General features: G+C 46.3%; 12 protein-coding genes and 1 pseudogene. 9 read left to right on the forward strand and 4 right to left on the reverse strand.

Going from position 1 to position 12,264, the window contains the following annotated elements; genetic code table 11:
• Window positions 1-221 precede the first annotated feature (221 nt).
• Both AC6I8Y_RS21920 and AC6I8Y_RS21925 read right to left on the reverse strand, forming a co-directional pair.
• Entirely contained in the window at window positions 222-1,070 is an 849-nt protein-coding gene (locus AC6I8Y_RS21920) for an alpha/beta hydrolase (protein WP_498021679.1), read from the reverse strand.
• A 116-nt stretch (window positions 1,071-1,186) separates the two neighbouring features.
• A complete protein-coding gene (locus tag AC6I8Y_RS21925; RefSeq protein WP_252017256.1) occupies window positions 1,187-1,777 on the reverse strand; it encodes a TetR/AcrR family transcriptional regulator in 591 nt (196 codons plus the stop codon).
• Window positions 1,778-1,911: 134 nt separating this feature from the next.
• Here AC6I8Y_RS21925 and AC6I8Y_RS21930 point away from each other — a divergent pair, with 134 nt between their 5' ends.
• The 4 genes from AC6I8Y_RS21930 to AC6I8Y_RS21945 all read left to right on the forward strand — a co-directional run bounded on the left by AC6I8Y_RS21930 (window position 1,912) and on the right by AC6I8Y_RS21945 (window position 5,332).
• Window positions 1,912-2,868 (forward strand): AEC family transporter, encoded by a 957-nt coding sequence (locus AC6I8Y_RS21930; protein WP_394149443.1) that lies wholly within the window; start codon window positions 1,912-1,914, stop codon window positions 2,866-2,868.
• A gap of 129 nt (window positions 2,869-2,997) precedes the next feature.
• Window positions 2,998-3,789 (forward strand): hydroxyethylthiazole kinase, encoded by a 792-nt coding sequence (gene thiM, locus AC6I8Y_RS21935; RefSeq protein WP_498021681.1) that lies wholly within the window; start codon window positions 2,998-3,000, stop codon window positions 3,787-3,789.
• A 14-nt stretch (window positions 3,790-3,803) separates the two neighbouring features.
• On the forward strand, window positions 3,804-4,427 hold the full coding sequence (gene thiE, locus AC6I8Y_RS21940; protein WP_498023078.1) for a thiamine phosphate synthase: 624 nt from the start codon (window positions 3,804-3,806) through the stop codon (window positions 4,425-4,427).
• Between the two features lie 38 nt (window positions 4,428-4,465).
• Window positions 4,466-5,332, forward strand: coding sequence for a glycerol kinase (locus tag AC6I8Y_RS21945; protein ID WP_498021682.1), 867 nt, complete (start codon window positions 4,466-4,468; stop codon window positions 5,330-5,332).
• A gap of 22 nt (window positions 5,333-5,354) precedes the next feature.
• On the opposite strand, the gene AC6I8Y_RS21950 is transcribed toward AC6I8Y_RS21945, so the two are convergent.
• On the reverse strand, window positions 5,355-5,915 hold the full coding sequence (locus AC6I8Y_RS21950) for an SPOR domain-containing protein (RefSeq protein WP_252015719.1): 561 nt from the start codon (window positions 5,913-5,915) through the stop codon (window positions 5,355-5,357).
• Between the two features lie 245 nt (window positions 5,916-6,160).
• Here AC6I8Y_RS21950 and nhaD point away from each other — a divergent pair, with 245 nt between their 5' ends.
• Complete coding sequence (gene nhaD, locus AC6I8Y_RS21955) at window positions 6,161-7,603, forward strand: sodium:proton antiporter NhaD (protein WP_252015721.1); 1,443 nt, start codon at window positions 6,161-6,163, stop codon at window positions 7,601-7,603.
• 57 nt (window positions 7,604-7,660) lie between these two features.
• On the opposite strand, the pseudogene AC6I8Y_RS21960 reads toward nhaD, so the two are convergent.
• A pseudogene (locus AC6I8Y_RS21960) lies at window positions 7,661-8,096 on the reverse strand (Mpo1 family 2-hydroxy fatty acid dioxygenase).
• 189 nt (window positions 8,097-8,285) lie between these two features.
• On the opposite strand from AC6I8Y_RS21960, the gene AC6I8Y_RS21965 reads away from it, so the two are divergent.
• From AC6I8Y_RS21965 to AC6I8Y_RS21980, 4 genes are all read left to right on the forward strand, one after another.
• Window positions 8,286-9,290 carry a linear amide C-N hydrolase gene (locus AC6I8Y_RS21965; protein ID WP_498021683.1) on the forward strand — a complete coding sequence of 335 codons (1,005 nt, stop codon included), beginning with the start codon at window positions 8,286-8,288 and terminating at the stop codon, window positions 9,288-9,290.
• 197 nt (window positions 9,291-9,487) lie between these two features.
• Window positions 9,488-10,603, forward strand: a complete 1,116-nt coding sequence (locus AC6I8Y_RS21970; RefSeq protein WP_498021684.1) for a DUF1254 domain-containing protein — start codon at window positions 9,488-9,490, stop codon at window positions 10,601-10,603.
• 221 nt (window positions 10,604-10,824) lie between these two features.
• Window positions 10,825-11,712: a LysR family transcriptional regulator gene (locus tag AC6I8Y_RS21975; RefSeq protein ID WP_498021685.1), complete on the forward strand. Its 888-nt coding sequence runs from the start codon at window positions 10,825-10,827 to the stop codon at window positions 11,710-11,712.
• A complete protein-coding gene (locus tag AC6I8Y_RS21980) occupies window positions 11,713-12,252 on the forward strand; it encodes a hydrolase (RefSeq protein WP_498021686.1) in 540 nt (179 codons plus the stop codon).
• Window positions 12,253-12,264: the final 12 nt, after the last annotated feature.

Consider the following 12,264-nt stretch of genomic DNA (forward strand, 5'->3'; position numbering starts at 1 on the left):
AGCTATTGATCAATAGCGAACTGAAAGTAGATAATTACCGTGAGTTTTGACTCGATATAGTAGTTTGTTTTGAGACAAGAACCCAACACTCAGCACGGATGTAAGTGGGACCTAAATATGATCCCACATACCCAACCATTTACATAATAGGAATCTATCAATTCGTTAACCACATCAACATTATGGATACATAAACGTAACCTTGATCAAATCGTTGAAGATTATGACGTTAGCGTGTCAAACGCCGCTTTCGCTTCATCACTGTGCATGACTCGACCGTGTCCTTGACCTTGCGTCGTGATCAGCGTGACTAATGGCATTTCTTTTGCTGCTTTTTCTGACACTGAGTATTTTGTGAATCGGTCTTTTTCGTCATGTACGATCATGGTTGGTGCCGTTCGGCGACCTAACTTGTTGTATGGATCAATTGAAGTAATTGGATAGTGATACTGGTTTTGAATATCATCTACGACTGCTTCAAACAGTCGCATCGAGTACCCTGAACGCGCCACACTACCAAATAGGTTATCGAGATAATCAAGAACCGGTGCAATAAGCAGCAGTGGTTTGTCTTGAAGCTTGGCATGTTTACATTCAATCGCAGCTGCCGTCCCCATACTGTGACCAACTAAACCTGCCACTTCTTCTTCGCTATCCAGCAATCCTTCCAAGCCGCCAACGAAGGCTGGAATATGTCCGTAAGCACCTTCACTTTGTCCGTGAGCCGGGTGGTCGTATGCAAGAGCGGTATAACCTCTGCTGGCGATATGCTCCATAAGCGGAAAGAACTGGCTCGCTGTCCCAGACCAGCCATGTGTTAGCAACCAAACCGGCCCTGTACCCACGCGATAAGTCTTAAGCACACCCTCAGAGGTAGTCACTTCCGAGATGATTAAATCTTTCGGCTCTGCATTCTTCGGCTTTGAACGAACTGGGGTTAGAAGCAGTTTCTTAGCGGTGCGTTTCGCATGATTTGGCGCAAGTTTATGGTGAGCTCGAGTAGTAAGGTTCACCATTTTCTTCTTGAAACTGAATTTCTTCGATGTATTGAAGTAGATTTTATCACTCATGACTGACTGTCCTTATTATCCTCGTCATCCTCGGATAGTTGTATTGTTGAGCTTACATTTAGAACGACCGTGCTTTTTTAAGTTAGCGTTTTACGCTGCCGTTCCATATAAAAGAGTTATTGAGATATCGACCAAGATTGCATGGAAGTGTCAACGCTAGTCCAAAATCGCTGACTGCTCTCCTGCTCACCCACCAGCGAGTAGAAAACGTGCGCACTTAAGTAATGCCCATAGAGCTCAAACGCGGCTTGTTGCGGGTCTAGTGTCGAACTGAATTCACCGCTATCGATCCCCTTCTGTATTTGTATCGTCAAATAGTGGATCCAACGGTGAATGGCTTTCCTCAGTGCTTGTTGAAGTTCATCTTGCTGGCTATCGCGCCACGCATCAATGAACATGCAACTGCCCTGAAACGAATGATTCCAGCTCATCCAATTGTCGATAAGGTGCTTGAGTTTTTGTTTAGCCATCTCATGATTGCGTTCACGAACTGGCGAGATCACCCTAGCTTGAAACGTGGTATCCGCATGCTCTACAACCGCAACTTGCAGATTGACCTTCGAGTTAAAGTGAGCAAACAGACCACTCTTCGACATGTTGCATTGCTTAGCTAGCTCACCGATAGTCAGACTTTCTAGCCCATCTCTGCTCGCTATTTCGAATGCCTTCATCAAAATATGATCTTTTGTTAGCCGACCTTTACCCATAATCACCATCATCGATTTCGTCTGTATGACATCAATTTAGCACGGTCGTTCTATTTTGCAATCTACGTTTATTTGTATGACAAGGTATGAAATAATCACCCTGCCCCTATCCCCTAACAATATGGAAGTAAATCATGGATCTATTGATAGAACAGTTGTTGTTTTCACTTTCAATTACCGGTCCCATTTGCTTGCTGATTATTCTCGGCGTCGTCTTCAAACGTATTGGACTTATCAACGATAATTTTATCGAGGTGGCATCTAAGCTCGTCTTTAAAGTCACGCTTCCAACCATGCTGTTTCTGAGCATAGTGACGTCAGAGCACGACTTTTCCTCAGCCAAGCAGTTTCTCACCTTTGGCGTCATTGCTAGTGTCTTATTCTTCTTATTCAGTTACCTCTCTGTCGGTACTTTATTCAAGAAATCCGCTGACCGAGGTGTGATAATTCAAGGCGCATTTAGAGCCAACACTGGCATCATAGGTATCGCTTACGTTGCCAACGCCTACGGCGAGAGAGGCATTGCCCTGGCCGCTTTGTATGTCGCAATAACGACCTTTATCTATAATGTTCAAGCCGTTATCTGTTTAACCCCCAAAGGGGCTGATTCCGGCACATCAGCGGGCAAGATCATGCTCACCACTCTCACCAAAAACCCATTAATCATTGCGATATTGGCGGGCTTGGTTGTGTACCTACTCTCTATTCCTGTTCCCACTATCGTTGTGGATGCGGGTAACTACTTTGCCACGATGACGCTGCCACTCGCGCTGCTTTGTACAGGTGGTTCGCTAGACCTGAGCTCTATGAAAAAAGAGCAAGCCCCTACTTGGATCGCCAGTGGCTATAAGCTAGTACTGGCGCCACTTGCGATTACACTTGCCGCTTTCTTATCTGGATTTCGTGGTATTGAATTAGGGATCCTGTTCTTTATGAATGCCTCGCCTGTAGCTGCTGCTAGCTATGTGATGGCACGCTCGATGGGCGGCAACTCGATACTTGCTGCCAATATCATCGCGTTGACCACAGTGCTATCCACCGTAACTTGTACTCTCGGTATTCTGGTGCTGTCTTTATATGGGCTGATCTAGTCCCTCTCCAAACGCTTATATAAAAGCATCACAGACCAGTGCTAGTCTAACCTCGGCTAGCACTATTTTTAGATCCCAGTACAATGACTATATGCCTGAAAAAGCTCGAATGAGCCTTTGGAGAATAGAATGAATCAACAACAAATCGTCAGTACCCTAAACAAAGTCCGCGAAGAGAAACCGCTGGTAGTGAACATCACTAACTTCGTGGTCATGAACAACACAGCCAATGCATTATTGGCCGTTGGTGCTTCCCCTATCATGTCTCACTCAAAACAAGAAATGGCAGAGATGATGTCGTTCGCAGGTGCGCTAGTGATTAACATTGGTACGCTAGACAGCGTATGGCGCCCAGGTATGTTCTTTGCCGTAGAGCAAGCCAATGAGAACAACAAGCCAGTCATTCTAGACCCAGTGGGTTGCGGTGCGACCAAACTGCGCACCTCAACAGCTCGCCAGCTTGCTGAACTTGCCGACAACCTGATTATTCGTGGTAACGCTTCCGAAATCATCGCGATGGCAGGTGAGAAATCGCAGAACAAAGGCGTTGATGCTCTCGATGCCAGCGAAGCCGCGCTAACTGCTGCCCGTGCTTTGGTCGACGGCTATGCGTGTAGCGTCGTTGTCTCTGGAGAAACTGACTACATCGTCACCAAAGAAAGCACCATCGCCCTAAACAACGGTCATGAGATGATGCCATACGTCACAGGCATGGGATGTTCGCTCTCTGCCATTACTGGTGCATTTGCCGCAGTTGGCGAGAAAAGTGGTGTTGCCGCAGCAGCAGTATTTAGTATCGCTGGCGAAATCGCTGCTGAGAAGTCGCAAGGACCAGGCTCATTACAAATGAACCTTCTTGATAGTCTCTACCAGATTACCGCTGAAGACATCGAATCACGCCTTAACCTTCGCGAGTGCTAACAGACATCATGACACTGAATCCTTACCGACTCTATTTAGTAACGGATGAGAACCAAGACATAGACACACTCCTTCAAGTGGTTAAACAAGCCGTTGAGGGAGGCGTTACCATGGTTCAGCTTCGAGAAAAACACCATGATATTCGCACCTTCATCAGTAAAGCCAAGGCAGTGAAGCAAGTGCTAGCGGGCACCGGAGTTCCACTCATTATTAACGATCGCGTGGACGTAGCATTAGCGGTTGAAGCTGAGGGGGTTCACTTAGGTCAAACGGATATGCCGGTCGCTCTAGCACGCAAGCTTATTGGTGATGACCGTATTTTAGGCTTATCTATCGAGAGTGAAGCTCAGCTTGAAGAAGCGAAATCACTACCCATCGATTACATCGGGCTCAGTGCCATCTTCGCTACTCCAACTAAGACCAATACCAAGACGCATTGGGGTCTCGATGGCTTGGCTGAAGCTCTTAAGAAAACAGCGCTGCCAATCGTTGCCATTGGTGGTATTAATGAAGCTAATCTCACTGATGTAGCGTCAACAGGTGTTCACGGTGTCGCCATTGTTTCTGCTATCAGTCACGCAGCGTCACCTAAAGATGCAGCCAGTAAACTACTCAATCTGATGGAAGCGGGTTCGTAGACTCATTCTTGATAAGCAAAGAGAAAAATAAGACGACTATGCACGATAAACTTTCCACCTCAGCCCTCGCAAAGCAGAGGCAACTCGAACCTAAAGCGCTTTTTAATGAGCTAAAACAGGTTGGGTACATCATTTGGCATGATTCAAGTTGGCTGTTGACCGATTTGGGTGCACGCTTTGGTGGCGAGTACAGAGAAAGTGAAAAGTATGGTCGTTTTATTGTTTGGCCTAGCAAATTGGTTTTAGATGAATCACTTAAAAGCGACAAATTACTGACAGCCACTCAGCTCGGAGAGCGCTTCGACCTTCCAGCAAAGAAGATCAACTTGCTTCTCAGTGAGCTTGGCTGGATCCAACGACAAGAGTCCGACTGGATTGTGACCATGCAGGGCTTGAGAGCCGGTGCTCAGCAACGTCGCGACAAGCAAAGCAACACTCAGTTTGCGGTGTGGCATCCTGCTGTGGCTCGTAACCATAGACTCAAACAGAGTGTGCTTGAGTTTAAAGGTGCGGATGCAGAATCGCACTCCACAGAGAAATCTTTCTCAAGTTTTCGACAGAAATTCGCCGCGAAACATAGGGCGCTCGACGGTCACTATGTCCAGTCAAAAGGCGAATTGCTCATTGATAATTGGCTATATATGGCGGGCGTCGTTCACGCTTATCAAAGACAACTGCCCATTGAGCAAGATGTCGTGAGCGATTTCTATCTTCCTCAAGGCAAACTTTATCTGCAATACTGGGGCTCTGATAACGGACCGATTGACTCTAAAACCATTGAATCAACGCGCGCACTTTACGAGGAGCATGACCTGCCCCTCATCGAAGTGTTCCCAGAAGATATCGACAACCTAGACAGTGTTTTGCCTAAAAAACTCAAGCCGTTTGGCATTAGCGCTTACTAAAGATCGCTTATGAGTCGCTAGGCTAAAAATAACACAAACAAGCTTGGTGACTGTGCTGACCCGCAATCATATAGGGCGTTGAAGCAAGCACTGTGCTCACGGCTTCGTTATCAGATGATGGCGATGTTTTAGCGACTTGCTGCGTCTCGTTTGTGGACAGCTTAGTTGACGTCGAGCGAATAAAAGCGTCTTTATAGGTTTGTGTCGAACGCAGTTTCGCAAGCTCTTGTTTAGCCACGTCAAATGACTGGTAAGGCCCGATAAGACAGCGATCGCCTTTCATCTCTGGTTTTAACCAAATAGATTTGCTCACCTGTTTAGCCAAGTGTGCAGGTACATACCTCAAACTACCTGACTTCACGAATCCACACTGAATCCAAAAAGATTGGTCCGATTCATCGGGTTGAGTATTCCCCCACAAACCTTCGCCAATTGGGCACTCACTCTCAAGAACTGGAAATGGCAGCTGTGATTTGCTTGCACTATCGCAAACAAATACATCCTTTGATGCTTGGGCACTTGCTGTTACCGACACAAACAGAACGACAAACAACGCAAATGCGCTTGACGCTTTTTTCCACATAAATCCTCCTTGAACAGAGTGAATAGTATGCGGTGCTGGACACTTCCTTCTGAAGCTTGTTTAACACCTTCTATTTAGATTAGGCGCTAATCAAGCCATGTCAAAAGATGGAACCTATAACAAAAAATAGCCGTACGCGATGTGGCAGATTCGAGTCAGCTCACAACGAAGATGTTGAAATACCATTAAAATAACGTATCGCAATTGTTAGCGCCTGATTTTTTTAGCTTTTGAAGGATCAAAACATGAAGAAAATAAGTCGGTGGCCGACCCTTTTACTATCCCTTTTTTTCGCCACCTCTAGTTTCGCTTCCTCTGGGGCATCACACGATGCTTTCAACTTTACCCAATCCACCGTGGGCTACGCCTCATTACTGATCTTCGGTATCGCCTACACACTCGTTATGATGGAGGAGTATTTAAAACTTAGAAAGTCAAAACCTGTCCTACTTGCCGCCGGTCTTATCTGGATACTCATCGGCTTTGTTTACAAAGACATGGGACAAATCGAAGTCGCCAAATCAGCGCTCGAACACAACCTGCTTGAATACGCCGAGCTTCTATTATTCCTATTAGTCGCCATGACCTATATATCAGCCATGGAAGAGCGGAGACTTTTCGATGCTCTGCAATCTTGGATGGTGGGTAAAGGCTTTGATTTCCGCTCGCTATTTTGGATAACCGGGATACTTTCGTTCTTTATCTCTCCCATTGCCGATAACCTGACAACAGCGCTATTGATGTGCGCCGTCGTTATGAAGGTAGGTGGCAGCAACCTTAAGTTCGTTAACATTGCCTGTATCAACATTGTTGTCGCGGCTAACGCTGGCGGTGCATTTAGTCCATTTGGTGATATAACTACCTTGATGGTTTGGCAAGCAGGTCATGTGGCATTCTCTGAATTTATGCCATTGTTTGTGCCTTCAGTCGTTAACTACTTAGTGCCTGCTGTGATCATGTCGTTCTTTGTGCCCAAGACAAAACCTGACGCTGTTCATACACACGTTGAACTGAAACGCGGTGCCTTTAGGATTGTTGGGCTGTTTATTCTCACCATCGCAACCGCCGTGGCGTTCCATGCGGTGCTTCATTTCCCACCAGTAATGGGAATGATGATGGGCTTAGCCTATCTACAGTTCTTCGGTTTTTTCCTTCGCAAAACCTTACCGACGTCTATCGCTAAAAAGAAAGCAATCGCCATTGCCAACAATGATGAAGCTGCGCTGAAAGCACTTGGTTCTATCGTTCCATTTGACGTATTCAGACGTGTATCTCATGCAGAGTGGGACACACTGCTGTTCTTCTATGGGGTTGTCATGTGTGTTGGTGGTTTAAGCTTGCTCGGTTATCTCAGCGTCGTCTCAGAGATCATGTATACCCAATGGGATCCAGTCTGGGCGAACGTGATGGTCGGTATTCTGTCTGCTATCGTCGATAACATCCCGGTCATGTTCGCAGTATTGACCATGAGCCCAGAGCTCTCGATGGGGAACTGGTTGTTAGTCACCCTTACCGCAGGGGTTGGTGGTAGCCTGCTCTCTGTTGGCAGTGCAGCCGGCGTTGCGTTAATGGGGGCGGCACACGGCAAATACACCTTCTTTGGCCACTTAAAGTGGATGCCTGTTATCGCCATTGGTTATGCCGCTAGTATTTTTGTCCACCTTTCAATGAATGGCAGCTTATTCTAGCCACCATTTATGACTGCTATATATGATAGAAACACTTAAACCCCTCTTTGGAGGGGTTTATTTTTGCCTGAAAACCCAAATAGGACCAATGAGAAGAAATTGAATATCATCGAAAAACGAGGGCTTTTTTGCCTTCGATTTTGTGCCCAACGAATTGCATTATCCAAAGCAGGACAAACAAGCCTATCGACAGGTTGAGAATCGATAACCCAAACCTATCCGCAAACGTAATAACCGCTAAACAAGCTAAGGTAAACAGCAGCATTTGAATAAACACCGAGCGAGACAGCCTAAAATAGAAAAACATCACAGGGAGCATAACCAGCCAGACCCAGTTAATGGCGACGCCAGCAAGAGATACATGAGGAATGCACCATATGAGTCCCACGATCGATAAATAGATACCGGGGACGGCCACTTTGTGTATCTTTCTGTTGGTGCTGTTCTGGTGGCTTTCTCCGTATGCATCTAGCCATTGTTGTAACGACTTCATTCTACTTCCTTGTTGTTTATGACAGTTGTTTTCGATTGGTGTTAAGACTCTAGACTAAAATCCGCTACTCTTCCTCCTCACGCTTACGCAAGCCTATTAGCAATACTTAAAGGTGCTAATTTAACCTAATCGCCAATTCCCCTTACTATGACCTCAACGAAACAAACTACTCCACCAAGTGAGGTCATTATGAACAAATCAGTCCTTAGCCTAGCTCTCGTTGCAACCCTATCTGCAGGTTATGTTGCCGATACTGTCGCATGTACATCAGCAATCTATAACAACGGAGAGGCAAGCCTAACAGTAAGAACCATGGACTGGTTCGGTCACGATGACGCCATCGTTGTCGGCGCTGGTAAAGGCATCGCTAATCAGTATGGTGATACCGCGGAATCCATCAAAACAGAGAGCAAATATGCATCGCTAAAGATTAAGTCATTCGCACCTCAATTGGTTGCTGAAGCGATGAATGAAAATGGCTTGGTTGCTCGTATCCTATACCTAGGTAACGATTACACTGAAATGGCACCTGACCGTGCGGGCGTGCCTGATGTCGCAGCCTCTCAGTTCCCAAACTACGCTGTCGATAACTTTGCATCTGTTGCCGATGTCGTTAGCAACCTTGATGACATCGACGTTATCCAAGACAAGGTCTGTGACCTACCAGGACACGAGAATGAGTGTATTGCAGCACCGGTACACTACCACCTTACCGATGCGAGCGGTGACAGCGCAGTCATCGAGTTTGTAAAAGGTGAGGTGAAGATTTACCACGGTGACGTGACAGAAGCTGCAAGCGTGCAATACCTGTCTAACGACCCTGAGTTTGGCTTCCATATGAACCTGGATAAAGAGCAAACGGAGTCGGGCTCAACAATTCGTGCCTACGACCGTCGCCTACGCGCCAAAGAAGTCATTGAAGATATGTATGCGCGCAATGTCACTGACAACACCTCAGCGCTAAACAGCTTGAAAGCTGCCGGAGCATCAGTATTCGCAGGCTACGACCAACTGGACCCGTACGCAAATGATGTGTTCCCGACGCTTTGGACTATCTACACAGACCAAAATGCAAAGGAAATCTACCTAGACCGCTACGACACATGGCAAGTAGAGCACTATGACTTCACCATGTTTCACAATGATGAGGCGAAAGAGGTAGTACTTGGTGCACACCCAAGCGCTGACAAATAACCCGATTAAAGCTCACAAAAAGGCCACCGCAAGGTGGTCTTTTGATATTCGCTTTATGCATATCAGTAATTGAAATTCATAATTTCAAAATATAATTACGACACCTTACTATAGCCACAGACCCAAGGAATGAAGTCGACACACTGCTTGAGCTTAATCACTGCAAGCACTTCAAACTTGAAATAAGGCTATCTAAGATGAAAAAACTTACTATTTTGGCAACGATTACCGCTTCTCTATTTGCAACCACGACCATGGCACATGACCTTGGTGATCACTTACCGAAGAAGGGACAACCAACCGCTGTGCAACTTGAAAATGGTGGCACAACCAAGGTCAGTAAAGATAACTTCATCGCTGCTGAGTCAGATAAGTACTTTTTCGAGCAACAAGAGAAATCTGGCATCAACCACTTCACCCACGATCGCCAACTTTTGACGATGGAGACACAAACCGTCGTTAGACAGAACCGAGACACACTGTATTCAAAGTCAATCTGGGACACAAAAGGTGGTGTGACTTTTGAACTGCCAATCCTAGACAGCTATCAGGCACTACAAGTGATTGATGAACAGCATCGCACTGTAGCCGTACTTTATGCATCAGAAGGGCAAAACAAGGTGACGATCACGCCAGATATGCTCTCTTCAGGACAACACGTTTGGGTTATTGCCCGCACTCAGGTTGCCTCCAATGATCCTGCTGACATCAAAGAAGGCAACCTCAAACAAGATATGATCAAAGGTACGGCATCATCTGCTGAACGCTACACGCCTAAAGGCTTTGATCAGTTTGGTCGAGAAAAAGTTCGCTTAGCGCTGGAAGCGAACGTGCTCCAACTCGACTTTACCAAAGCGATGGGTGCCCCTGATGGCAAAACGCTGAAACCCGAGCAGCACTTAGCACCGCGCAAGGTGGAGCAGTTCCATGCGTTGGGTCTGACATCAATGGGCTTCGGCGGACTGCCAAGCGAACACGCTTACTACAAAGTACTTTTGGCAGACGACCGCTCGGGTCAGTGCCAGACTATGAACTTTGACGCGCCACCACTCGGTAAGAACGGTTTCTTCTCCATTACGACCTATGGTTCAGATGCGTATGTTCATACTGAAAAATTCGCGCTATCGAGTCGTAAAGATGAGTTGAAGGCGAACAAAGACGGCTCTTACACCGTAAACTTCAACTGTGGCGAGCAGGCAATCAACAATATTGATGTAGAGGAAGGTTGGACAGGTATCCTTCGCATGTACAAACCAAACTCAGACAAGCAAATTGTTAGCTATGCGAAAGGAGTAGAACAGCCACACGGTTAATCTCGCTTAGCATCCTCCCGTCTATCAAGAGAGCTCAACTGATGTTGGGCTCTCTTGATTTACAATGTAAACACAAGCTACAGCTACGATGAAACGGAAAAGCAAACACTAAAAAACAACTTATCATTCAATAAACTATCTTTTAATAAGCCACGTTTAATGGTTTACGTCTTTACTACTTTCTTGCAGAGTAGACATAGTCTTTGTGATTGGTGGATAGCATGTTACTGAATACCGAACGTCTTTTATATCTGGTTTCTATTGCCGAAACAGGTTCATTCTCTGCAGCAGCTCGTAAACTAGGCGTCAGCCCTTCGGCCGTGAATCAAGCAGTGCAAGCCATGGAGATCGATTTAGGGATCAGCGTGTTTGAGCGAGTAGCCGGAAAGGCACCCACGCTGACACCAGAAGGTAAGGTGCTTTACTTCCAAGCATTAGAGATAGTGCCGAGGCTCAAAGCAATTGACCGCAAAGTGCAATCTTTACAGAGGGGTGAAGAGCCTACTATCACCATCGCGACTCATAGCATGACCCTCTACCCAAGATTTGTAGAGGTATTCGCGGAGCTGACGCGTCAGTTTCCTGAAGTAGACTTAGTGCTGGTCGATGCCGAAACTCACTCCCTCGCCATCGACAATGATGACGAGGGTGCCGATATCATGATTGCGCCAGGTGGACTTAGCCCTGCACGTGGTACCAATGTTCAGACTGTTGACACTATTGAATGGTGCTTTTTGGCTTCTCCAGATCACCCGCTCTCTAAATTACGCGGCGAAATCACCACCGAAGATCTTGAACAATACCCACAGATCCTGTCATTAGAGGGTAAGGTCGCCACCAGCGAACTGATTGAATCGCTACGCTACAGCCCCAGACTAATTCGTTACGAAAATCACTATCAGCTGCAAGATATGCTGCTTCAAGGTATCGGCTATGTCGCTTACCCTACGAAGCTCGCTCAACCGTTTATCGACCATAGTCTAGTTACCAAACTCAATGTCGGTCGCTATGATGGTTCTTTAGTATGGCCTGTTGATTTGTCTTGGCGGAGCGGATTAGGCAGTGCAGGCACTTGGTTTGTCGAACAAATATTAGATCAGGAGAACTAGATGTTAGAACAAAACAACACGCAACTAATGATCATAGATGTGCAGGGAAAACTTGCGCAGCTGATGCACGACAAAGAGACACTGTTTAGCAACCTCAATACGCTCACTAAAGCCGCAAATCTAATGGAACTCCCTATTATCTGGGTCGAGCAGATCCCCGATAAACTCGGATCGACGATTGAAGAAATCAGCCAAGAGCTTAGCCATCAAACTCCGATTGCAAAAGACGTGTTTAGTGCTTGGGGAGAAGCGAATGTTCGTGAGGTAACAAACGCGAGCGACAGAAAACAAGTTTTACTGGTGGGTATTGAAGCGCATATCTGTGTTCATCAGACTGCCTGTGATCTACTGCAAGCAGGTTATGAAGTACACCTAGTTACGGATGCAGTCTCTTCCCGAAATCCAGCTAACAAAGATCTGGCGCTGAAACGCTTAGCTCAAGAGGGGGCAGTGCTCACCTCCACTGAAATGGCACTTTTCGAATTGCAGAAGGTTGCTCGAGGAGAGCAGTTTAAATCACTGTTGAAACTCATTAAGTAGTGACACTGTTGA

This window comes from Vibrio sp. KUL78, from assembly GCF_059725505.1.

Bases quoted from the DNA above. Each gene is read 5' to 3' on its own strand.
- AC6I8Y_RS21920 (WP_498021679.1), bottom strand. From the start codon at position 1,070: ATGAGTGATAAAATCTACTTCAATACATCGAAGAAATTCAGTTTCAAG.
- AC6I8Y_RS21925 (WP_252017256.1), bottom strand. From the start codon at position 1,777: ATGGGTAAAGGTCGGCTAACAAAAGATCATATTTTGATGAAGGCATTC.
- AC6I8Y_RS21930 (WP_394149443.1), top strand. From the start codon at position 1,912: ATGGATCTATTGATAGAACAGTTGTTGTTTTCACTTTCAATTACCGGT.
- thiM (WP_498021681.1), top strand. From the start codon at position 2,998: ATGAATCAACAACAAATCGTCAGTACCCTAAACAAAGTCCGCGAAGAG.
- AC6I8Y_RS21945 (WP_498021682.1), top strand. From the start codon at position 4,466: ATGCACGATAAACTTTCCACCTCAGCCCTCGCAAAGCAGAGGCAACTC.
- AC6I8Y_RS21950 (WP_252015719.1), bottom strand. From the start codon at position 5,915: ATGTGGAAAAAAGCGTCAAGCGCATTTGCGTTGTTTGTCGTTCTGTTT.
- nhaD (WP_252015721.1), top strand. From the start codon at position 6,161: ATGAAGAAAATAAGTCGGTGGCCGACCCTTTTACTATCCCTTTTTTTC.
- AC6I8Y_RS21965 (WP_498021683.1), top strand. From the start codon at position 8,286: ATGAACAAATCAGTCCTTAGCCTAGCTCTCGTTGCAACCCTATCTGCA.
- AC6I8Y_RS21970 (WP_498021684.1), top strand. From the start codon at position 9,488: ATGAAAAAACTTACTATTTTGGCAACGATTACCGCTTCTCTATTTGCA.
- AC6I8Y_RS21975 (WP_498021685.1), top strand. From the start codon at position 10,825: ATGTTACTGAATACCGAACGTCTTTTATATCTGGTTTCTATTGCCGAA.
- AC6I8Y_RS21980 (WP_498021686.1), top strand. From the start codon at position 11,713: ATGTTAGAACAAAACAACACGCAACTAATGATCATAGATGTGCAGGGA.